A 22,691-nucleotide genomic window follows, 5' to 3' on the forward strand; every position below is an offset into this window, starting at 1 on the left:
CATATTTTTATCAAAGCTTTTGGGGTAATTTATTGGCTGATATGTAAGCCATGAACTATGCCACCTTCCGAATCAAATCTAGGTTTAATAATAGAAAAAAATTGACTATCTCCCTTTTCAAAATGTCTAAAAATTGTATAAGCTAGTATATCGGCAAGTTGAATCAGTCTAGAAGCTTTTGAATCTAAAAATAAAGGTACTTCAGATAAATTTCTGATTACACCCCAACGGTAGCCAATAGTTCTAAAGTCAGTTGCTAATGATTGAATTGTTGTCTCATAAGTTGACTTATCAAAGATTATGATACCTCTCTATGTATTACCAGTTTTATGAGACCTAATCAGATACCTATCGAACCTGCTAGCTAATTGTTCAAATGCAACTTCAACAGGATCTTGAGGTGAGACTACAGCTTTTTTGATAACACTAGCAAATAGTCGGTTACTCGGATGTGATTGTAGAAAAACCTGTAAAATATCTTCAATGGCTTGATATCTATCACTTTTAGGATAGCTTCGCCAACTTCCTCTACCACTTACCATTGGGCTACCATGCAACTCAACTGACATCGGGTCTGCTGGGTTAAATCTAGCTGCGATTTGTTCCAGCTGATCAGCAATCCAATATCCTTGACGCTCAAATACACAAAAGCCAGCTAGGACAAAATATTGTTGTTTTGGATCATGGGTAGTACCTGATTCATCTGCATATAGCAAGTACATACTTTTGTGTATCTTTAGACAATAAAAATCAGTCAAGGGAAGACCTTGCTCCCACGGGCTGAAAAAGTCAGACCTCTTGACTGCTATTTCTATTATAGAAGCTATTAGCAAGACTGGCTTGCGTCTAGCTGTTTAATCAGCAAGATGCAGAGGTAGTTCTAAAACTCTCTGCGCCTGTGCGCGACAGACACTTTGTACCGTTAAACCATCTCAGAAGAAGCTTGCGCCATCGGCTGAGGCTGAGGCTGGAACATGAACAGCGAGTAAACCACATCGCGGCGGATGTTGACCATCATATCCAAGAACAACTCATAACCCTCACTCTTATACTCAATAAGCGGGTCTTTCTGTCCATAACCGCGCAATCCTACTGACTCACGTAAAGCATCCATTTGCTGTAAGTGTTCCCGCCACAGGGTATCAATACGCTGCAAGATAAAGAACCGTTCAGCTTGACGCATCAATCCTGGCTGAATTTGGTCAATTTGCGCTTCCTTGAGGTCGTAGGCGATTCTCACCTGTTCATGGAGGAAAGCTTTAATCTCGCTTACTCCCATGTCTTCTAGTTGACTTGCTTGCATATCAGCCAGCAAATAAACGAACTCCTTGACTTTCTCCACCAACTTTTCCAATTCCCACTCTTCTGAGGGCAAATCAGGGTTGATGTAATAGTCAACGATGTCGTCCATCGTTTTTTCAGCGTACTTAATCACCTGTTCCTTCAAGTCTTGACCTTCCAACACCCGGCGGCGTTCGGCGTAGATGGCGCGGCGTTGGTTGTTCATTACCTCGTCATACTCAAACACCTGTTTACGGATGTCGTAGTAGTAGGTTTCGACTTTCTTCTGTGCGCCTTCTAAACTGCGGGTAAGCATACCAGACTCAATGGGCATATCGTCTTCAACATTGAAGGCTTCCATTAAACCAGCAACGCGATCGCCACCAAAAATCCGCAATAAGTTATCTTCTAAACTGAGGAAGAATCTTGTCGAACCGGGGTCGCCTTGTCGTCCGGCGCGTCCCCGCAACTGGTTATCAATCCGTCGTGATTCGTGGCGTTCTGTACCAATTACGTGCAGACCACCCCGTTCTACAACTTCGTTATGCTCCCGTTCGGTAAAATCTTCGTATTCCTGCTTCACCCGTTTGTAAGCATCCCGCAATTTCTGAATTACAGGGTCATCGGTGGGGGCTTTTTCGGCGGCTACAGCTACTTTATCTTCTGCTTCTAGTTCTGGTAAAGAGCGATCGCCATATTCCCGCACCGCCACATCTACGGCTTCTTTTAATAGCTGTTCTGCTTCTTTAGAAAGTTGGGTGGGGAAAATCTCCGGGGAAGCTTTCCAAGTTTTGACTTTTTTCCCAGGAGTGAAGCCTTGACCGCCACCGTGTCCCCCTGGTAGTCCCGTAGCCCTTTGTACGCCAAACACGTCTTCATCATCTGGTCTGACGATGCGTGGCATGAAGTATTCTCGCAGTTTCAGCCGCGCCATATACTCGGAGTTACCACCGAGAATAATATCCGTACCCCGTCCCGCCATATTCGTAGCGATAGTTACAGCACCCCTGCGTCCTGCCTGGGCGACAATCTCTGCTTCCCGTTCGACGTTTTCTGGTCGCGCATTCAGCAATTCGTGGGGAATGCCTTGGGCTTTGAGTAATTGGCTGAGATATTCTGATTTTTCTACACTAGTAGTTCCCACGAGAACAGGTCTACCTAGTTCGTGCATTTCGGCACATTCGCTAGCGATCGCTCGCCATTTACCGGTCTCTTTTTTAAATACCAAATCAGACCAATCTTCCCGTTTTCTGATTCTGTTGGTAGGAATGACCGCGACTTCTAATTTGTAAATTTTTTCAAACTCGGCTTCTTCTGTCTTCGCCGTTCCTGTCATCCCACCCAATTTGGGATACAACAAGAACAGGTTTTGATAAGTAATTGTGGCTAGAGTTTGAGTTTCCGGCTGAATGTCTACATGTTCTTTGGCTTCAATGGCTTGGTGCAAGCCATCACTCCAACGCCTTCCAGGTAGCACACGCCCTGTAAATTCATCGACAATTACCACTTCGCCATTACGGACGATGTAGTTCACATCCTTCAGGAACAGTTCTTTAGCTTTAATTGCATTAAATACAAAATGCGCCCAAGGATCTTCCGGGTCAAATAAATCTGTAACCCCTAACAAATCTTCTGCTTCTGCAAAACCTTCATCAGTTAACAGCACATTACGAGCTTTTTCGTCAACATCGTAATGCTCATCTTTTTGCAGAGTGACGGCAATTTCCGCAGCTTGGATGTATTTTTCTGTCGGTCTTTCTACCTGACCAGAAATAATTAATGGTGTCCGCGCCTCATCAACTAAGATTGAGTCTACTTCGTCAATTACACAATAATTAAAATTACGCTGTACCACATCAGCCATTGATGTAGCCATATTATCCCGCAGGTAGTCAAAGCCTACTTCACTGTTAGTAACATAAGTGATATCGCAATCATAATTTTTCTTGCGTTCACTGGGAGTCATGCTCGCCTGAATTAACCCTACACTCAAACCCAGAAAGCGATGCACCTGCCCCATCCATTCTGCGTCCCGACGAGCCAGGTAATCGTTAACCGTGATTACGTGTACACCTTTACCAGTGATCGCATTTAAATAACTCGGTAAGGTAGCCACTAGGGTTTTACCTTCACCAGTTTTCATTTCCGCAATTTGCCCAGTGTGTAGAATCACACCGCCTAACATCTGGACATCAAAATGCCGCAAACCTAAGACTCGCTTTCCTGCCTCTCTGACCACAGCAAAGGCTTCTGGCAGAATATCATCCAGGGTTTCGTCTTTGGCAAGCCTCTGTTTAAACTCTGCTGTTTTGCCTTTCAAATCCTCATCGGAAAGAGCTTGAATGTCTTCCTCCAAGAGATTAATTTCTGTAATGTAGGGTTGGTATTTTTTCAGCTTACGAGCGTTGGGGTCGCCCAACAAGAGTTTTAGCATGGCAGATTATGGAAATAAATTGAGGGGATGGGAATTAAAAGGTTTTGGCTATTGATTATAAGAATTTAACCCAACCCAGCCATTTTAAGTAATAGATGGGTATGAGATGAAAATTAACTCAAAAACAGCAAAAATTAGATTCAATCTATGTATTTAGATGATCCGTTTGATTTCCCAGTTTAAATTGGAAACTCTTTTAATAGTATCATTTCACCCTCAGATGAGGCAGATAACTCCGACTGATTAGGGAGTGGTGAGTAATGAGTAATGAGTGGTGAGTAGGCGATACTCATTCTGCCCTGTCACCTGTCACCTGTTACCAGTCCCCAATACCTACTCTGAACTCAGGCGACGAAAATTGTACTCCTTCGCACTGGGATGACAACTGACACAACTACTGATTTGCACAGGGCGTGGTAAATCAACTTGGGGATGTAAAGCTTTAAAATAGCGAGAATTGTTCACGCGATAGGGTGTTGCTTCGTCTTTTAGCTGAGAGCGTGAGAAGGTAGAAAGATATCTCCAAACTAGAGTACGACTTGGATCTAATAGAGGGTTAAGGGTTGCACCATAATGCTGTGAGTCTTCTAGGAGGTTTTTCCAGGTTTGGGTGGGTAAAACCGCAGGTGGCAAAGCAATGTGACAACTAGCGCAATTTTCCAGATATAATTCCTGTCCTAGTTGGTATCTTGCGGGAACTACATCAACTGTGCCAATTTTTGATACAGGGGTGGCACTTTGGACGCTAGTGGCTAAGGCTAACAGCCAACCCATCACCAAACTCCAAGCCAAAATGGTGAAGATTAATCCTAACGGACGGCGTTTGAGTTGGCGGGTACGGGATTTACGTTTAACCTGATTTGACATTCCTCACATTCCCAGATACTTAGATTTATCCCTTGTAGCTAATGATAAGGGACTTCCAGATAAAAAAATATCCAAACTGTAGGGTGCGTCAGTGCGATAGAACCTAACTATACTCAGAAATTATTCATACTGACGCACCCTACCCAACATTTTGTAGGAGATCGTAACACGCTAGGAATAGGTGACAGGTGACAGGTGACAGGTGACAGGGGAAGAAAGATTTTTATGAATCTATAGACTAATGGCAGAGTTAGCCATTTTGATTAAAGACTCACGTTTACCAGCTTTCAACCCAAGAACATATTGCACACCCTTTTGTCGCCAAGTTAGGGTAGCATCTGAGCAATTTGCACCACAACGAAAATCTACAAAATAGCCAGTAATACCCTTGGCTAAAATGACACGTTTACCAGTGAGGCGGGGTGTTTTGCGGGTGACGGCTTCAGCAGAAATTACACCCAAACGGCAAGCTGTTCCACCTGTGCAGTCAGGAGTAAAACCCAGGAGAATTTCATATTTTTTGGGTGTAGCAGTTTCTAGAATGGCGTAAATTGGGTTTGTGCCGTCAGTTTCAGGAATATATTTTGGTAATAAGATTTTAATTTGGCTCTTTTGCTTTAATTTAGGCAAAATAGAGTTAAAAGCTGGGTGCGACTGAGAGTTAGCTGTTTTAATTTGCTGTTGTGCTAATATTTGCTTTTGATTGTTAGTATTAGCTATAGCTGACTGATGAAAGCTGCTAGCACTAACTAATAAAATTACTGCACATACATTCCCAAGATTTTTTAAGTTCAACATCATTTTGCAAGGCCTATTTTCAATGGAATACTTAACTTGTATTTCCAATTTTTTGGCTGAAATTACGGATGAGTGAAAAAATGCGATAGGTAAGCGAGGAGAAACAGCCTAGCTTTTGTGGGGTGGTATTCTTAAACTAAAAATTTAGAATATCGATTGACTCTATTATTTCTAACTCTAAAATTCTGTCTTTTGTATCTTTGAGTGCTGCTAAATTCCCTTCTTGACGATAGATATTTGCTGCTTTTTGAAAATCTATAATTGCCGCTTGTAGATTTTTCATGCCAGCATAAATATTACCTCGGTTATAATACGCATCGGCATAATTAGCATTAATTTGTATTGCCTGGGTGTAATCTGCGATCGCACCTTCTTCATCACCTACATCACAACGCACGTTACCCCGGTTATAATAAACATCGGCAAGATGGGGATTAATCTGTATTGCTTGAGTATAATCTGCGATCGCGCCTTGATAATCTCCAATATCTGCACGAGCATTACCACGATTCTTGTAAGCATTGGCATCATTAGGGTTAAGCTGTATTGCTTGGTTAAATCCCGGCTGATTGCCGACAATATAACGAGCAATATCACGATTTTTATTTATATCCCCATACTGAGGATTAATTTTAATTGCCTGATTATAATCTTCAATTGCTCCTTGATTATCTCCTAAACAAGAGCGTGCTTCTGCACGGTTTTTATAAGCGATAGCACCATGAGGATTAATTCTAATTGACTGGGTATAATCATCAATTGCTGCTTCATATGCTCCCAATTGAGATAAAGCCAAACCGCGTTTATGGTAAGCTTTAGCATCATCTATATTGATATTTATGACTTGAGAATAATCTGCGATCGCTCTTTTATAATCTCCTAATTGATCATAAGCTAAACCCCGTTTGTAATATAATTCTGTATTTTGCAAATTCAGCTTTAAAGCTTGGGTATAGTGACTAATAGATGCTGAATACTCCCCTTTACTAAAACATTCATCACCCAATTGTTTATAGTCTAGGTTTAAATCTGTTTCTCTGGATACAATGGAATTGTTAATATCTGCTTGTTTTATCTTTAGCTGAGAGATGGATTCTGGTTTATTATCATGTTTGTACAATAGAGTTTTTTTGTTTACAATATGATTATTGCTAGCAGCTTGTAACTGTTCTAAATAACAATATAAGCCACCAGCATACAATAATTGATCTATCCCGAAAGATATGCTACCAGTTTTCAATTTAATCATCCGCGTGGGGAGAAATCCAGCTAATAACAAGTGATATTCTGATTGTGCTTCATGCACCACTTCTTGAATCAAAATGCAGACTACCACTGCATTTTTTTCAACTTCTTCAGAACTAACTGACCATCTCACTCTATCAATACTCCCGTGACGAGATTTTACCTCAATACCAAGAGATGGATCAGCAGTGAGAGTAAAATCTATCTTCCCATCACCACCAAATCGCTTTTCATAATCTACTTCTGTAATAAAATCAGCTAAACGTTCTTTAACAACTTCCTCACCCAATTTTCCTTTGAGGTAGCTAATAAAAACATCCCGGACTGGCGAAACTCGTTTATATTTTTCCGCCATTTGCCAGCAGAAATTACGTAAGGCTTTTAATCTTTCACCGGCAATAATTGTCAATTCACTATATTGACCTTCATTTTCACAATGAAGTAAACAACCAGATGATAACCTTTTAATAAAATCAGACTGTAGCGATCGCAGTAGTGTAATCCAGTCCATGTAAAGTTCTGCGAATTTCTTGCTGAAATTATTTTAATGATATATCGAGTTTAAGTAAACCTGATATTCCATTTAGTTTACTGATTTGTATGTTTTGACCGATGTACAGAGGAGTTACACAAGTACGTATATACCAATATTATTTCCTCTTTCATATGTTTATCACAGATTTTTGCTAGTGGATTAAAAGATACAAGTATCTTAATTAATTCCATTCTCAAGCATGAATCACTGCCAAGAAACTCAATTGCTTAAAGAAAAAGGGTGTCTGAAATCTTATGATTTTTACCCATGACATAGAAAATAAAAAATCTATAACTCTGTTAATATCAAGATTTTATAGCTTAATAATGTTCTTAATAGTGAATGATTCAAAATCGCAGAAACTGTGCGTGTTGATACAAAAAAAATCTAATAGCTGTTATATGCTTTCAAAACCCTTTACTTTTACCCTAATAGCGGAAATACCGCTAAAAAAGCACCAGGATGTTGAGGAATTTCCCCTAAATTAGTTTGATTGGATCTGAGTTAACAGCAACAATTGTGCTATTAGGTAAGTGATTTCCTGCATTCTGGTGATTTACTTATTGGTATAATTATAAAGAAATAGATCCCTCCAAGTCGTTAAAATCACTGAGTTGTGATGTTATGCTACGATGCGGAACGCCAACGCCTCTGATTAAAGAAGCTTTTGCAGTTTATATAAAGAAACAAATAAAAATATCGCCAGTCACATTAAGATTAGTTTGCTGGGATATTCAGCGCAATGCCAATTTATTTAATTTTATTACCCTGTGCTTACTTCCGTGTTGTCAACTATCAATGCACTCAAGCAACCAACGAGTGATGCTTGGGTAGAACAAGCGGTTTCTAATTTAGACATCATTTTGCTTGATCATTCCCACTGTGAACGCAAAGCGGCAGGGGTGGCGTTAAACTTTATGTTTCGCTATCCTTCTAACACTAAAATGGTGAGAGAATTAACTGCGATCGCCCGTGAAGAACTCGAACATTTTGACTTGGTGAATCAGTGGCTAGAAAAGCGAAATATACCTCTAGCACCCTTACCTCCACCTCCCTATGGTGCGGGGTTGAAAGCTGCTGTGCGTCCTCAAGAACCAGAACGGTTTTTAGATTCCTTACTCGTGACTGGCTTAATTGAAGCGCGTAGTCACGAACGCTTAGGATTATTAGCTATACACTGTCCTGATTTAGAATTAGCTAAGTTTTATAAAAGTTTAATGGCATCAGAAGCGCGACACTTCGGTATTTATTGGGTTTTAGCTGATACTTATTTTGACCGAGAAATTGTCACCAAACGACTAGATGAATTATCAATAGTTGAAAGCGAGTTACTCGCAAATTTACATCCAGAACCGAGAATTCATAGTTAATAGAATCACACGTTATTTATGTTCCTACAGTTAACACATATTAGGTTACTTGTATCCAACTACAGAGACTGTTTTTTGTTCTACCGCGATGCGCTGGGATTTGTTATTGATTGGGGTGATGAAAATAGCGGTTACGCTGAGTTGCATACCGGGGACGGTGTCAAGCTGGCTTTGTTTAGAAAAGAGTTAATGGCGGAAGCGATTCCTAGTGCTTATCAACCTTCAGCAATGGAGTGTCAAAATAAAATGGCTTTGGTATTTGCAGTGGATAATGTAGATGAGTTATATTATCATCTCAAAGAAAAGAATGCCATCATTGTGACGCAACCAATGGATCGTCCTGAATGGGGATTAAGAACAGCCCACTTTCGCGATCCTGATGGTAATTTGATTGAAATATTCAGCAATATGAGCAGCTTGAATTAGGGTTTTGCTGGATGGGGAATTGAGGGTGTAAATTTAAATTAGATTTTTGCTACTTGTTTAATTGTTTCCCGAATTGTCTTCCCTACTGTTTGTTCAGCTAATTTCAATTCATAGTTTTTCTGAAGATTTAGCCAAAATTCTCCACCAGTACCAAAATATTGTCCTAATCGCAAAGCTGTATCAGCTGTTATCCCTCTTCTACCATTGATAATTTCGGTAATTCTGTTTTTAGGAACATGGAGAACACGAGCTAAATCACTCGCAGTCATGCTGAGTTCAATAATTTCATCAGCAAGAATTTCTCCAGGGTGGATAGGTGAACGTGCCATTTAAATCTCCTTCAGTGATAATCTGTTATTTCTATGTTGAAGGGCTTAGGAAAATCATCAGGCCAGTTAAAACAAATTCTCCATTGCTCATTAATTCGGATAATGTACTGACCTTTTCTATCGCCTCCTAATGACTCGAAACGATTACTTGGTAATTGCATCAGAGCTTCTTTGTGAGGGGCTGCTTCTAAAATGTCAAGTCTTTTTTGAGCCTGTCTTTCAAAAGATTGAAACTCTTTAACTCTTTCTCCTGAAGCAAATTTCTCCGTTCTTTTATCCTTGTATTTAGTGTATTCGTCTGACGGAGACATACTTGGATAGCAATAAAACAGCAGTATATGTTATGGGTTACGTAACGTGTAACTCTCAAAAATATCCTAGCATAAGAAATTGAAACGATGAGCTATGCCCCACAGTAGGTGATGCCCGATCGTCGGAGACCATCGCATTTGTCAGGAAATCCCAGATCCACAACTCGACTCCCTGACTCGCATATAGGGACATAAATTCATGCTTTGCGAGTGTTACCTGAGTTAGAATCAGCTAGAGAAGCTATACGCTGGGTAAATTCGGGAATAAATCCAGAAGACTTTTCCGTACAAACTTGACCCACAAATGGTAATGAACAGCCACTACAAAGACTTCTTAATTCGTAACTGGCAAAAAAGCGATCGCACTAAAGCTGCCGCCGTCATCAGTTACGTATTATCAGAATACGGTTTGGGTTGGGAACCTAAAGCTGCTGACCGCGATGTCCTGGAAGTGGAAGAATGTTACTTAGCCACAGGCGGCGAGTTTTGGGTAATTGAACACCAAAGCCAAATAGTCGGTACGGGGGCATACTATCCCACCCATCGGGCGGAAAAGTCCGTTGAAATCAGGAAAATGTATCTTTTACCCAGTGTTAGGGGTTTAGGATTAGGGAAATATTTGTTACAACAGTTAGAAGCAGCGATCGCCAACCGTGGTTTTGAGCAAATTTGGATTGAAACCGCCAGTGTGTTGGTAGAAGCAGTCAAGTTGTATGAACACAATGGCTATCAGCCAGCGACAGGTGTAGAAACTTCACGCTGCGATCGCGTTTATGTGAAATATCTCGATAGGCGACAGGTGACAGGCGACAGGTGATAGTGAAGGAGATGCTAGTGCGTTGCTGTGCTAGTAGGAGGCTGTAAAATAGACCTCTTGCATAAATGCTGAAGCTGTCATGTTGAGCGAAGCGAAACACCTCAAAGATTCTACATTTCATTCAGAATGGCACATCTTATTTTCGGACTTTTGCAAGAGGTCTAATAATGCTCAAAGGTTTTCTTGATTTATTTCTGCAATCTAACTGTCCTTTGTGTCAACGTTCTACATCTGGTGTGTTTTGTGAAAACTGCACCAGACAGTTACAAAAATGTCATCATCAACAGCCGCAAGCTTTGTGGAAACAGCCAATACCTGTATTTGGCTGGGGGATGTATGGTGGGGTGATCAAACGTGCGATCGCTGTGATGAAATATGATCATCAACCTCAAATTGCTCGTCCTTTGGGACAATGGCTAGGGGAAACTTGGTTATTACATTCCCTTCATCAAGAGCAACAAATTGTAGTCGTACCAATTCCCATGCACGCCAGTAAGCAAAAACAACGGGGTTACAATCAAGCGGCCTTAATTGCCCAAAGCTTTTGTCAAACAACTGGATTAAAATTGAAACTAAATGGTTTGATAAGAGTGCGCGAGACTGAAGCACAGTTTGGTTTATCGGGAGCTGATAGAGAAAAAAACTTGGCTGAAGCTTTTGCTATTGGGTCAGATTTTATCAAGTTCCACCCCAAAACGTCAGTATTGTTAGTGGATGACATTTACACGACTGGCGCGACTGCGAAGTCTGCTGTGCAAACACTGTGTCAATCTGGAATCAAAGTCTTAGGGTTAGCCGCAGTTGCTACTGCTGTCAAAGACAAATATATCAAAAATTAATGGGCAAGCTATCTCTGAGAAATCTATAATTAACCAAATTACCCTGTTATTTTGGGAACATCGCCTACTATGCTCAGTCGAGATATTATTAAAAATTTCAGTAGAATCATCATATTTCCCGCGACATTATTTGTACTTGGTATCACTACAACAGCAACTTTGGCTCAAAACAATAAGTTGTACAGTCCAATTATGTTGACTGATTTTAAAGAAATTAGTGATACGCTCTCAGAAAAAGATATTCCCACCGGCCAGGGTGGATTTGCTCGTGATTATGCAGTGAAGTTGAATAAAGGTGATAACTTAGCAGTTGATTTAACTTCTGAAAGTTTTGATAGTATCATTACACTGCTAGCACCCGATGGTTCGACATTAGCAGAAAATGATGATGGGCCTGATGGTACTAGTAATTCTCTACTGTTTACCCGCATTAACGAAACAGGGACTTTTATTATTCGTGTCCGTTCTTTTGGGGAAACTGGAGTTGGGGCTTTTAAATTGAAAGTGACAAAATTACAACCTATGAAGTAGAGTGCTGAGTGCTGAGTCTTGAGTATTGAGTATTGAGTGCTGAGTAATTAAGTAGAAACACAAAATTGCATTTTCTTTACGCATAATACGTCTCTACTTAATTACAAATTAGGTTAGCGTAGCGGGGGGAGCATCGTTACGAATTACATAGTAGTTAAAACACAAAGAAATAAAGCTTCAGTCCACTCTACGACTGCGCCGTAGGTATCGCCTGTGTGTCCGCCTAATTTGTGGTTGAACCAAGCACCTGTGAAAGTAGCGATCGCACTCCCAGCTATCATCATTACTACTGGTATAACTAATTTCTGTCGATCTAGCAGCCAAACTAAGCCACTGATAGCCAACATTAACAACAGTCCCGGTAGTAAATCTCGATAGGAACGGATAGCTTGTTTGTGTAATGCACCTTTACCAGTAGGTTTTAAGTAGGGATAGCGGAGAATTGCTAGCTGTTGTCCCCAGCGTCCCCAGCCGCAAGCAGCCATTAAAACTAGCCAACGGTTGTCTGTGATATCTACCAAGGCAGTAGTTTTTAACAATATTAAGGCGATCGCTACCATTGCACCAAATGCACCTGTAGCACTATCCGCCATTACTTCCAGTCGTCGTTCTGGATTACCCACAGCCAAACCATCGGCCGTATCCATCGCCCCATCTAGGTGCAGTCCGCCAGTTATGCCCATCCAAACAGTTACTATTAAAGCACTACGAATCAGCAATGGCATACCCAAATAATTCATCCCTGCATCAAGTAATCCTAAAATTCCACCAATTACCAATCCCACAAAAGGCGCAAAATGTGCTATTTCGTGAAACTCTAAATCCTTGATGTAAGGCAAGGGAATAGTAGTATAAAATATCAAACTTGCCAATAATTTAAATAGTATTTTTTTCCCCCATTGGAATAGTTTGAGCATATTTATATTGGTATCAGAGGATGTTTAAAAAGTCTTGGGAAAATATAATTCGCTACACAAACTAAGTCCGAATAGTGCGCGGACTAATGAAAAATCAAGGGTTTTGAACCCACCTAGGTGGGTTTTGTTTGTGTAGCTGCGACTTCCAGTCGCCAGGTTACAAAATTACATTCTCTCTAATACTTGAATCCCCAACAAAGATAAGCCTAATTTCAAGGTTCTAGCTGTCAAATCACACAGAACTAAACGGGATGTCCGCAGTGGTTCTTCTGCGCTCAATACCTGGACTCCTTGATTGCGGTCATAAAACACATTAAACTTTTTACTCAGTTCGTAGAGATATTCACATAACCGATTAGGTTGCAAATCTTGCTCTACAGTGCTAACCACTTCACCTAGTTGCAATAAGAATTTAGCCAGTGCAAATTCTGTTTCATGCTGCAATATGACTTTGGCATTATCTCCCAACTCGGCAAAGTTAATCTCACCCTTGCGGCTAATCCCTTGAATCCGGGCATAAGCATACAACATATAGGGTGCAGTATTACCTTTGAGATCCAGCATTTTATCGTAGCTGAAAATGTAGTTACTAGTACGGTTTTGGCTCAAGTCAGCGTATTTCACCGCACTGATACCAACTATCTCAGCAACGTTGTTAATAAATTCGTCCGTTTCTTCCCGTTGTTCTTCTTTTAATCTAGCTTCCAAGTCTCTATGAGAGCGAGAAATTGCTTCATCTAACAAATCCCGCAACCTGACAGTATCGCCAGAACGGGTTTTAAATTTCTTCCCATCTTCACCTAATACCAAACCGAAAGGTACATGAACCAGTTCGACATCATCAGGAATCCATCCAGCTTTACGCGCTACTTGAAAGAATTGGGCAAAGTGGTTGGCTTGTCCAGCATCGGTGACATAAATTATCCGTTTGGCTTCATCTTGTTGAATCCGGTAACATAGTGCAGCTAAATCTGTTGTGGCGTAGTTATAACCACCATCAGATTTCTGCACAATCAAGGGTAAAGGTTCACCTTCTCTATTAGTAAAGCCATCCAAGAAAACACATTTTGCACCTTGATTTTCTACTAATAAACCAGATTTCTCTAATTCTTCTACAATTGTTGGTAGTAAGGGGTTGTAAAAAGATTCGCCGCGTTCAGTTACTTTGACATTTAGCAAGTCATAAATTATTTGAAACTCTTGGCGTGATTGTTCACATAATAATTTCCAAGCATGGAGAGTATCTTCTGCACCTGCTTGTAATCTGACAACTTCCTGGCGTGCTGTTTCTTGGAAAACTTCATCTGCATCAAACCTTTGTTTGGCTTTGCGGTAAAAACTGACTAAATCACCTATATTTAGCGCATTTGCAGTGGTTAAGGCTTCTGGGTAGACTTCCCGCAGGTAAGTAATTAACATTCCAAATTGCGTACCCCAATCACCGACATGATTTAACCGCAATACATCATGTCCGCGAAATTCGAGAATACGAGCGATGGAATCACCGATGATGGTAGAACGCAAGTGTCCGACGTGCATTTCTTTAGCTATATTCGGACTGGAAAAATCGACGATTTCCCGTTGTGGGTGTTTAGCTGTGGGAACGCCTAGTCTGGTATCTGCATGAATAGCGTGAAGTTGGGCTTCTAGGTAGGCGGTTTTGAGTTTGAGATTGATAAAACCAGGCCCCGCAATTTCTGGAGTTTCACAGATTACGGAGACATCTAATTTTTCTACAATAGCAGAGGCGATCGCTCTTGGTTGCTGTCCTAATTTCTTACTCAGCGACAACGCAACGTTGGCTTGATAATCACCAAATTTAGGATTGCTAGCAGCAACTAAAATCGGATCTACTCCAGCGTACTCATCCCCAAAAGCAGCGACCAAAGCCTGCTCAAGTTTTACCTTTAGTTGTTCTTGTGTAGCATTCATATATAAATTTTATCTGTTTGAGGGGGCTATAGTATAGGCTGCTTGTTGATTGGAGATTCTCCAAGGCTTGATTATTTCATTCTATTGACATACTCCCCCGTTTTCTAAATGGGGGATTCCAAGAATCGCTTCTTGGGTTTCCTCTTTCCCCGACTCGGCTTACTAGCTGACTTTTCACGTTATGTGGAAAAGCTAACGTGAAACCTAGCCCCCTAACCCCCTTCCCTAGTAGGGAAGGGGGAGTATGTAGAGACATGGTATGCAACGTCTCTACTCTACAGTTGTAGGGGAGAGGTACTCTAGCGAGTTCGCTCTTCTCTACGAGAGGCTGCGCCAAAGCGTTCTCGTATAGTAGCCGCTCCGCGTCTTTGGAAAGGGTTTTTCCACCAGATCCCGTGAAAAGTCAGGGCTTACTAGGAGGGATTTCTCCACCCAAGCAGAGGTCGATATCTCCAGAGGCGTAACTATTATAGGACTTACGCACTGGTTGTGAACCAATGAGCATTGGTGATGAGTTGAATTTGAGCAAGATTAAATTTTTTAATTAGTATTTGTCATACGTTTAAATACTAAATCAGATATTTTGGGGAAAATTTTCCAGTCGTAGGCATAAGCACGATCCTCAGCAAAGACAACTAGAATATAAGTAGCTCCATCTCTTGTGGCTATATATGCAGCTTCTTGACGAGATGCAGAAGTCCAGCCTGCTTTACCACCAAAGTAAACATCTGTGGGTAAAGACTCACTGAAATATCCCCTGACTGGGTTAAACACATTAGGATCTTGCTGTTCTCTTTTCTCAATTCTTGTCTCAGCATCTATTGATAGCCAGTTAGCCATTTTTTCACTGTAAAGTGGGGATATAGCCTGAGAACTGTAAATTTCATACAAAATCCTAGCTGCTTGCTGTGTTGTAATTTTATTTCTAATTGGGTCTTTTGGGTCGCCTCGCATTCTCAGATCAGCACCTTGGGGTTCATAGATTTTTTTATCAGTTATAGGATAAGTTTTCTGATTAATATTAATTTTGTTATAGCCAGCTTTTTGAAAGAAAATGTTTAACTGATTGCGTTTTTTTAGCCAATTTTGATAATTTTCTTCTTTTAAGTCTTTTGTGAATTCAGTTTGAGTAACTGCATCTATAACTGTACTAGCAGCATTATTATCAGACTTTTTAACCATTGCATCTATATATGGCGTAAATGCTATCTCATCAGCCCTACCATTTTGAATTTGACCATATAAATACACCATCCAGAACATTTTAATTACACTGGCGGGAAACCTCGGCTTTTCTTGTTGATATTGTGCATATTCACCAGTTTTTACATCAATTAATGTAATTGATAATGGCTTTTTTGGTAGTCCTTGAGAAACAGCTAGATTAACAGCAGCATCAACTGTAGATTGCAGAGTTTTACTTTTGCGAAAGTTGGGAGGAGTTTGAACGTTATATACTAATTCTGATAATTCTGAATTTACTAATGCTTTTGGAGGCAAAATAACAGGATTAGATTTATTTTGAGGAATAGGTGTTAAATTTGGTGCAGGTGGAAATGATGTTGTTGATTTGGGTGAAGTTGCAGCTTTATCTGTAGTTTGTTTAGATGGATTGGAACTGGGTCGGCGCATTAATGCAGAACCTATCAAGGTAATGAATACGACAACAACAGCTACTATGGCGGTAAACTGCAATTGAGACAATTTACCAGATTTTTTTTGATAAGGTAACACTCTTTTTTTTACCTGATATCGAGTTTTTATTTTTCCTTGTGGATAAGCTGATTTATCTGAAGGTGCAGAGGAAATATGTGTCTTTGGAGATTTTTGTGATAATTGTTCTTCTAGTTGATTGATATATTCTTGCTGTTGGTTAATTACTTGATAAGCATGAGTTAAGTCTGCTTGCAGTTCAGTAATTATTTGATTGCGTTGTTTGATGTGAGGGTTTTCAGGCACAAGCTCAACCTTCTTACAAGATAATATTATTTATTCTTGAGGATTCTCTTCTGTTTTGTCTGGTATAAGGCTATAAATATTTATTACAGTTGCAGCGACAAAAAGTAGAAACGCTAACCAAAATCCCAATCCGTAACTAACTAATATCAAACCTTGTCCTTCTCTGACGATGGAATCATCAATTTTGGACTTGAGCATTAACAATAAAATGAAGCCAATTGCTCCAGAACCAGCTGGTGCGATCGCGGTATTATTGGCTTTCATAAAACTAGTTGCAAAGCCAATAATACTGGAAGCGATCGCCAGCATTGCTAAAGGCTCTCCTGGTATTTTTTGTTCTCTTTTTCCCACTCCTCCAAAGCTAGGTTGCTTAATACTTGTACCTGTGGCTAACTGAATACCAGTTAAAGTCATAACTTCTTGTTGCTGACAGGAAAGTTTCGTGAACGGCAAAAAAAAGCAAATCAAAGTCATGCCAAATAGTGCTGGTGAAATCTTTCTAGCTGTATTTTTCATTTATTTGCATCTAGTAATTGAAGGAGGATTAATTTTAGGGTACGGTAGCGTAGTCAGCTATTTTTAATTGCCCATTCTCTTTTTGTAAAGAGTAGCGTACTAGTACAGTTTCAAAAGCAGTATTTTTATCGGTTATTAATTTTCCATTTCGATACAATTTACGATCTTCAGTGATCACAACTTCGATGGTTGCTTGGTTGTCATTAGCAACAAATCTTCTAACAGAATCGATCCTCTGTACGCCATATCTATAATAAGAGTTATTATTTTCTAACCATTCCTGTGAACTGCCTGATCCAATATTCTTTCTATATGCTTCACCTGTTGTTAGTTCAGCCCCACGTTGGCGATCATAAGGTGGTGCAAATAAAACTCTCTTAGCCTCTTGCCAATTCTGAATTAAAGCTACGGCTTCTTGTTGGGTAATTGATGAATTGGGAGAGGAAAACTGCGGTTCTTCGACAGGTGGTCTTTGATTAATCGGTTCTTCTACAGGTGGATTGGGAGATTGTATCTGTTGCTGTTGCTGTTGCTGTTGCTGTTGCTGTTGCTGTTGCTGAGGAGTCGAGACAGATGTTGATGAAGCATTTGTTTCTACTGGTGTGGAACTGGTTTGCGTTTCCGATGGCCTAGTTATCCATAAACCGCCAATGACACAGGCCCCAATTACGCCGCCGATGATGACTGCTTTTTGCCAATCACCCATTCCTTTGCTAACTGGTGCTGGTGGCTGAGAATAAACAGGTGGTTGAGATGGAACTCCTGCGGGTGGTGCGGAGACTACTGTTTGCTGCTGCTGCACATATGCTGGGGGTGCAGAAACTAATGTAGGAGGCGAAACTGGTATGGTTGGGGCGATTGGTGTTACACCATGTTGTAAGGCTTGAAGCATTTCTTTAGCGGTGGAGTAGCGATCGCGTGAGTGAGAGGCGATCGCTTTATCTAAAAATGCTGCAAAACTGGGACTAATGCTTAAAGCATGGTGTCGCCAGATCAGCTCACCCGTCCCCGGATCAGCTTCTAATTGTTGCGGAATCTTACCAGTTAGCAAATAAATTGCTGTTAACCCCAAACTATACAAATCACTAGCAAATACGGGGCGACCTGCTGATTGTTCACTGGGCATAAATCCAGGCGTACCAATCACTATCGACCGGCTGGATTCACCAGAAACAGTCATTATTGTTCCCATTGTTTCTTTGACTGCACCAAAGTCAATCAACACTGGTTTACCATCAGCATAGCGAATCAAAATATTTTCTGGCTTAATATCTCTATGGACGATACGTTTACTGTGAACGTAATCCAGAACCGGCAGAATATTACTCAAAATTTCTCTGACTGAACTTTCACTTAAAAGTCCTTGTTGCAGCAACTTTTCCTGTAGTGTTTCGCCTTCTATATATTCTTGGACTAGAAAAAAGTCATCATCTTCTACAAAGTAGGCGTATAGTTTAGGAATCTGATTGAACCCATCGCCTAATTCTTCTAATATGGCAGCTTCTCGTTGAAACCGTTCTTGCACTAACTGATAAATCTGCGGGTTATTTTCTACAGGCTTGAGCTTTTTAATAACGCATCTCCGACCTGACGGCATTTGGGTATCTTCTGCTAAAAATGTTTCGCCAAATCCACCAGCCCCCAATACCCGAATCACCCGATAGCGATGATTTAATAATGTAGGTGTTTGCATAATTATTATATTTTAATAATTAAAAATTATTTTAGCATAATTGAATACATCTGCCTCCGAATATATACTTTTATAAATCAGAAAAATACTTTGTTAAAATTTGGTGCAAAAACATATATTTAACTGAAAATCAAGAAAATTATACAAAACGTTTATTCTATGAATACAAATAAAAATGGTGTCATTACGAACCCATATTTAAGCTTGGAAAAACAAGGAAACATATTACACTTTGAACTCAACCAGCAACAGCATATAATTGGGCGTGAACAATCAATGGCTGATCTAGTTGTCCCAGAAGATTGGCAAGTTGTGGGGCGATGTCAAGCCTTGTTATATAAAGATGGCAAAGATTACCGAATTTATGATGGGGATGGTCAAAAGCCTAGTACGAATGGACTGTATATTAATCGCATCCGCATCACTTCCGATTCTGGGCATTATCTAACACACGATACAGAAATCAGTATTGGTCAAGATCCCCAAAATATGGTTGTGCTGAAATACTATAATCCAGCCAATCCTGTAGTGAATCCTGCGCCGATTTCACAAGGAATTTCTCTCAAAAACAGGTCTGTTTTACTGGGACGCGATGGCGATTCTAGTTTACCTTTAGACGCGCCTACAGTTTCCCGTCGTCACGCCACCATTGATACTGATACTCAAGGACGCTACATTCTGCGTGATCACAGTACCAATGGGGTGTTTGTCAATGGACAACGAATTAACAGCAGTACCGTACTCACCCCAGGTGCATTGATTCGTATTGGGCCATTTGCCCTGGTATTGCGTGGTGATGAATTACAATTTATCGATCAAGGTAATCAAATTCGTTTAGATGCTTGTGATTTGGTCATTCAAGATAAAGACAAGCGACGTTTGGATGATATATCTGTAGCCATTGAACCAGGACAGTTTGTGGCTTTGGTGGGTGGTAGCGGTGCGGGTAAGTCCACTTTGATGCGTACCCTGTTGGGAATTGAGCAAACAACTCAAGGTGTAGTTTACCTCAATGGTGAAAATCTGCGAAATAATTTCCACCTCTACCGCATCCATATTGGTTATGTCCCACAGGACGATATTATTCACAAAGAATTGACGGTGGAAGAAGTGCTGACTTACGCCGCTAAGTTACGACTACCACCAGATATTGATGTGGTAAATGTGGTAGAAAAGACCTTACAAGATGTAGAAATGTCCCACCGTCGTCAGGCGAAGGTGTCCCAACTGAGTGGGGGACAACGGAAACGGGTAAGTATCGGCGTGGAATTGTTAGCTGATCCGAAGTTGTTTTTTTTAGATGAACCGACTTCAGGACTTGATCCGGGGTTGGATAAGAAGATGATGCAGTTACTGCGGAAATTAGCTGATCAAGGGCGGACGGTGGTTTTAGTGACTCACGCTACAGCTAATATTAAACTATGTGATCGCGTGGTCTTTCTCGGTCAAGGAGGAAGATTATGTTATTTCGGCCCTCCTGATGAATGTTTACAGTTTTTTGGTGTCAGAGATGATTTTGCGGATATTTATAATCAGCTAGAAAATCCCGAAAATGTCGTTGATCAGGCTACCAGATTTCACCAATCCGATGATTATCGGTTTTATATTGAAAATCACCTCAGTCCTGGAAATCAAACGCCACAGACACATCTAGTTAATTCACAGGGTTCTGGAACTTCCTTTTGGGGACAGTTCCAGATTCTAGCGCAACGTTACTTGCAGATTCAAAAGCGCGATCGCGTTAACCTTGGTTTAGCACTTTTAACTGCACCCATCGGAATTAGTTTAATGACCCTCGCCATCAGAGGTCAAGAACCCTTAGTATTAGGAGAACAACCCGATGTGACCCTTGCACCTTTAGCTTTGCGGGTGTTATTTATCTTTACTTGTGCAGCATTATGGGTAGGACTTTCTGGTTCATTACAAGAAATAGTGAAAGAGTCAGCAATTTACCTGCGGGAACGGTTAGTTAACTTAGGTTTAATGGCTTATCTCAGTTCTAAAGTAGCGATTCTTTCGGGTTTAGCACTTCTGCAAACTTTATTGATAGCAACAATAATTTTGATTTGTTTTAAATCACCACAGCCCGACTTAATCCCTTGGCAATTAGGATTAGTAATCACTACATTTCTGACACTTTTAACTAGTATTAGTCTAGGTTTACTAGTTTCATCCTTTGTAAAAAATATTAGTCAAGCTAATAGTGCTTTACCACTTCTATTGCTACCGCAAATTATTTTTTCTGGTGTTTTATTCAAAATAGAAGGTGCTGCTAGTATAGTTTCTTGGTTAATGCTCAGTCGTTGGTCAGTGGGAGCTTATGGTACTTTAGTTAATCTGAATGCCCTAGTTCCTGCACCAATCATCCTAGGTAATGGTAGTACAGTTCCCCAACCATTTGAACCTACATCTATCTATGAAGCCACATGGTCTAATTTAAGTGTAAATTGGGGTGTTTTGTGCTTACATACAATCATTTATTTGATGATGACATTTTACTTACAAAAGCGCAAAGATATTTTTTGATTACCTGTTCACTCCATCGCTCGGATTTGCTGATTAGCTTCATTTTGCGCTCGCAACATTGCCTGTTTTAATGTTTGCTGCCCTAATAAAGCACTGATAAACTGGTTATCAAAATTGTTGACAATGGTGGCTGGATGTTTACCAACTTGCAAGGGTGTAGCGTAATTAACACCAGCGACTAAAGGCGATCGCAACACATCTTGGTCATATCCCAACTTCTCGGCGACTGATTGGCGTGTTGGTAAAGCTAACCCTTTTCCTGTCCATTTCTGCATTCCCGCTTTACCTGTGAGATAAGAAATTAACTCCCAAGCTTCAGCTTTATGTTTTGATTGCTTGCTCATCACGTAGGCAACGGTATAAACCATTGTGCCTTTTTTATTATTAATAGTTGGTACTTCTGCGGTAGCAAATTCTAATTCGGGAAAGGTTTCTTGCAGGTAAGGAATTGACCAGTTACCTTCAATCACCATTGCAACCTTACCCTGACCAAACATTTCACTACCTGAGTTTGTCCCCACGTCAGATTTTTGGGCTGAGGAACGGTCTTGACGATACTGGTCTATGACTAGCTGTAATCCCTGCAAAGCTTGCTGACTAGCAAATGCAGCGTCACCGTTTGCGTCAATGACTTGTCCACCAAAGGCTTTAATTTTATAAATCTGACGTGCTAATTCCGGCATTTCTCCAAAGCCGTATCTGTTGAGTTTACCCGTTAATTGCTTGGAGTAGGTGCGGAGTTCATCCCAAGTGGTTGGCGGAGTGTTCAACCCAGCCGCCGCGAATGCTTTTTTGTTATAAAACAGTGCCAAGGTGGAATAGTCTTTGGGAAAACCGTAAATATAGTTTTGATACTTAAAGCTGTTTAATAAAGTTGGTTCAAAGTCTGCTAAGTCAAATTTGGGTGTGATGTAATTATTCAAAGGTTCTAAGACATTCTGACTCATCAAAAAAGGAGCTTCCAGCGCATCTAGATAAAAAACATCAGGTGCGGCTTCCCCAACCAGGCGAGTTTTTATCACATCCATGTATTGGTCAGGAATTACCTCATATTTGACCTTGATTTGGGGATGTTCGGTTTCAAAGTCTTGCAGAACTTGTTTTAATAATCTTTGCTCTACAGGTGAACCTCCCCAACCACTGAGTTTGATGGTGACATGGTTGGGTTTGGGTAGATTATGACAACTAATAATAGTAATGGCGATCGCTATTACTATTCCCCAAAACCGCCAAAAGCTTTTTTTCATCACAAAAATAGTGCTGAGTAGTGAGTAACGAGTCAATACGGGTCAGATAAGTGTATTGGAGGTTGGGTTTAGGCTTTATGTAGGTGCAAAGTTCCCCAGGAAAGGCTGCACCTACGTT

18 protein-coding genes and 1 pseudogene are annotated in these 22,691 nt (G+C 40.5%); 6 read left to right on the forward strand and 13 right to left on the reverse strand.

Translation table 11 applies throughout. The annotated features are described in order from the left end of the window. Positions 1-29: 29 nt before the first annotated feature. The 5 genes and pseudogenes from VB693_RS13700 to VB693_RS13720 form a co-directional block, all read right to left on the reverse strand. Positions 30-722: pseudogene (locus VB693_RS13700) on the reverse strand (DUF3800 domain-containing protein). A 200-nt stretch (positions 723-922) separates the two neighbouring features. Beyond that, entirely contained in the window at positions 923-3,715 is a 2,793-nt protein-coding gene (secA, locus tag VB693_RS13705) for a preprotein translocase subunit SecA (RefSeq protein WP_323266748.1), read from the reverse strand. Positions 3,716-4,048: 333 nt separating this feature from the next. Continuing rightward, on the reverse strand, positions 4,049-4,582 hold the full coding sequence (locus tag VB693_RS13710) for a cytochrome C (protein WP_323266749.1): 534 nt from the start codon (positions 4,580-4,582) through the stop codon (positions 4,049-4,051). A gap of 231 nt (positions 4,583-4,813) precedes the next feature. Further along, positions 4,814-5,383, reverse strand: coding sequence for a hypothetical protein (locus VB693_RS13715; RefSeq protein ID WP_323266750.1), 570 nt, complete (start codon positions 5,381-5,383; stop codon positions 4,814-4,816). Between the two features lie 133 nt (positions 5,384-5,516). Beyond that, positions 5,517-7,136: a tetratricopeptide repeat protein gene (locus tag VB693_RS13720; protein ID WP_323266751.1), complete on the reverse strand. Its 1,620-nt coding sequence runs from the start codon at positions 7,134-7,136 to the stop codon at positions 5,517-5,519. 794 nt (positions 7,137-7,930) lie between these two features. Between VB693_RS13720 and VB693_RS13725 the strand changes: the two genes are divergently transcribed. Next, positions 7,931-8,530 carry a tRNA-(ms[2]io[6]A)-hydroxylase gene (locus VB693_RS13725; protein WP_323266752.1) on the forward strand — a complete coding sequence of 200 codons (600 nt, stop codon included), beginning with the start codon at positions 7,931-7,933 and terminating at the stop codon, positions 8,528-8,530. A gap of 18 nt (positions 8,531-8,548) precedes the next feature. Then, positions 8,549-8,956: a VOC family protein gene (locus tag VB693_RS13730; protein WP_323266753.1), complete on the forward strand. Its 408-nt coding sequence runs from the start codon at positions 8,549-8,551 to the stop codon at positions 8,954-8,956. A gap of 38 nt (positions 8,957-8,994) precedes the next feature. Here the strand turns inward: VB693_RS13730 and VB693_RS13735 are convergent, their stop codons facing one another. After that, positions 8,995-9,285 (reverse strand): HigA family addiction module antitoxin, encoded by a 291-nt coding sequence (locus tag VB693_RS13735; RefSeq protein WP_323266754.1) that lies wholly within the window; start codon positions 9,283-9,285, stop codon positions 8,995-8,997. Positions 9,286-9,296: 11 nt separating this feature from the next. Further along, entirely contained in the window at positions 9,297-9,596 is a 300-nt protein-coding gene (locus tag VB693_RS13740) for a type II toxin-antitoxin system RelE/ParE family toxin (protein ID WP_323266755.1), read from the reverse strand. 310 nt (positions 9,597-9,906) lie between these two features. Between VB693_RS13740 and VB693_RS13745 the strand changes: the two genes are divergently transcribed. From VB693_RS13745 to VB693_RS13755, 3 genes are all read left to right on the forward strand, one after another. After that, a complete protein-coding gene (locus VB693_RS13745; protein WP_323266756.1) occupies positions 9,907-10,413 on the forward strand; it encodes a GNAT family N-acetyltransferase in 507 nt (168 codons plus the stop codon). Positions 10,414-10,580: 167 nt separating this feature from the next. Then, complete coding sequence (locus tag VB693_RS13750; protein WP_323266757.1) at positions 10,581-11,252, forward strand: ComF family protein; 672 nt, start codon at positions 10,581-10,583, stop codon at positions 11,250-11,252. Between the two features lie 69 nt (positions 11,253-11,321). Next, complete coding sequence (locus VB693_RS13755; RefSeq protein ID WP_190696609.1) at positions 11,322-11,783, forward strand: PPC domain-containing protein; 462 nt, start codon at positions 11,322-11,324, stop codon at positions 11,781-11,783. 143 nt (positions 11,784-11,926) lie between these two features. Here the strand turns inward: VB693_RS13755 and cobS are convergent, their stop codons facing one another. The 5 genes from cobS to VB693_RS13780 form a co-directional block, all read right to left on the reverse strand. Continuing rightward, positions 11,927-12,700 (reverse strand): adenosylcobinamide-GDP ribazoletransferase, encoded by a 774-nt coding sequence (cobS, locus tag VB693_RS13760; protein WP_323266758.1) that lies wholly within the window; start codon positions 12,698-12,700, stop codon positions 11,927-11,929. A gap of 165 nt (positions 12,701-12,865) precedes the next feature. Next, positions 12,866-14,632: an arginine--tRNA ligase gene (argS, locus tag VB693_RS13765; protein ID WP_323266759.1), complete on the reverse strand. Its 1,767-nt coding sequence runs from the start codon at positions 14,630-14,632 to the stop codon at positions 12,866-12,868. 540 nt (positions 14,633-15,172) lie between these two features. Continuing rightward, on the reverse strand, positions 15,173-16,591 hold the full coding sequence (locus tag VB693_RS13770) for a serine hydrolase (protein WP_323266760.1): 1,419 nt from the start codon (positions 16,589-16,591) through the stop codon (positions 15,173-15,175). A gap of 30 nt (positions 16,592-16,621) precedes the next feature. Then, entirely contained in the window at positions 16,622-17,107 is a 486-nt protein-coding gene (locus tag VB693_RS13775) for a hypothetical protein (protein ID WP_323266761.1), read from the reverse strand. 34 nt (positions 17,108-17,141) lie between these two features. Beyond that, positions 17,142-18,800 (reverse strand): protein kinase domain-containing protein, encoded by a 1,659-nt coding sequence (locus VB693_RS13780; protein ID WP_323266762.1) that lies wholly within the window; start codon positions 18,798-18,800, stop codon positions 17,142-17,144. Positions 18,801-18,959: 159 nt separating this feature from the next. Here VB693_RS13780 and VB693_RS13785 point away from each other — a divergent pair, with 159 nt between their 5' ends. Beyond that, complete coding sequence (locus VB693_RS13785; protein WP_323266763.1) at positions 18,960-21,326, forward strand: ATP-binding cassette domain-containing protein; 2,367 nt, start codon at positions 18,960-18,962, stop codon at positions 21,324-21,326. Positions 21,327-21,334: 8 nt separating this feature from the next. On the opposite strand, the gene VB693_RS13790 is transcribed toward VB693_RS13785, so the two are convergent. Then, complete coding sequence (locus VB693_RS13790; protein ID WP_323266764.1) at positions 21,335-22,573, reverse strand: ABC transporter substrate-binding protein; 1,239 nt, start codon at positions 22,571-22,573, stop codon at positions 21,335-21,337. Positions 22,574-22,691 lie beyond the last annotated feature (118 nt).

It is taken from the genome of Anabaena sp. UHCC 0399 (genome assembly GCF_034931465.1).
GTDB classification, from domain to species: domain Bacteria; phylum Cyanobacteriota; class Cyanobacteriia; order Cyanobacteriales; family Nostocaceae; genus Trichormus; species Trichormus minutissimus.

Coding starts and splice junctions, on each gene's coding strand:
- secA (WP_323266748.1), bottom strand. CDS start 3,715: ATGCTAAAACTCTTGTTGGGCGACCCCAACGCTCGTAAGCTGAAAAAA.
- VB693_RS13710 (WP_323266749.1), bottom strand. CDS start 4,582: ATGTCAAATCAGGTTAAACGTAAATCCCGTACCCGCCAACTCAAACGC.
- VB693_RS13715 (WP_323266750.1), bottom strand. CDS start 5,383: ATGATGTTGAACTTAAAAAATCTTGGGAATGTATGTGCAGTAATTTTA.
- VB693_RS13720 (WP_323266751.1), bottom strand. CDS start 7,136: ATGGACTGGATTACACTACTGCGATCGCTACAGTCTGATTTTATTAAA.
- VB693_RS13730 (WP_323266753.1), top strand. CDS start 8,549: ATGTTCCTACAGTTAACACATATTAGGTTACTTGTATCCAACTACAGA.
- VB693_RS13735 (WP_323266754.1), bottom strand. CDS start 9,285: ATGGCACGTTCACCTATCCACCCTGGAGAAATTCTTGCTGATGAAATT.
- VB693_RS13740 (WP_323266755.1), bottom strand. CDS start 9,596: ATGTCTCCGTCAGACGAATACACTAAATACAAGGATAAAAGAACGGAG.
- VB693_RS13745 (WP_323266756.1), top strand. CDS start 9,907: ATGAACAGCCACTACAAAGACTTCTTAATTCGTAACTGGCAAAAAAGC.
- VB693_RS13750 (WP_323266757.1), top strand. CDS start 10,581: ATGCTCAAAGGTTTTCTTGATTTATTTCTGCAATCTAACTGTCCTTTG.
- VB693_RS13755 (WP_190696609.1), top strand. CDS start 11,322: ATGCTCAGTCGAGATATTATTAAAAATTTCAGTAGAATCATCATATTT.
- cobS (WP_323266758.1), bottom strand. CDS start 12,700: ATGCTCAAACTATTCCAATGGGGGAAAAAAATACTATTTAAATTATTG.
- argS (WP_323266759.1), bottom strand. CDS start 14,632: ATGAATGCTACACAAGAACAACTAAAGGTAAAACTTGAGCAGGCTTTG.
- VB693_RS13775 (WP_323266761.1), bottom strand. CDS start 17,107: ATGAAAAATACAGCTAGAAAGATTTCACCAGCACTATTTGGCATGACT.
- VB693_RS13780 (WP_323266762.1), bottom strand. CDS start 18,800: ATGCAAACACCTACATTATTAAATCATCGCTATCGGGTGATTCGGGTA.
- VB693_RS13785 (WP_323266763.1), top strand. CDS start 18,960: ATGAATACAAATAAAAATGGTGTCATTACGAACCCATATTTAAGCTTG.
- VB693_RS13790 (WP_323266764.1), bottom strand. CDS start 22,573: ATGAAAAAAAGCTTTTGGCGGTTTTGGGGAATAGTAATAGCGATCGCC.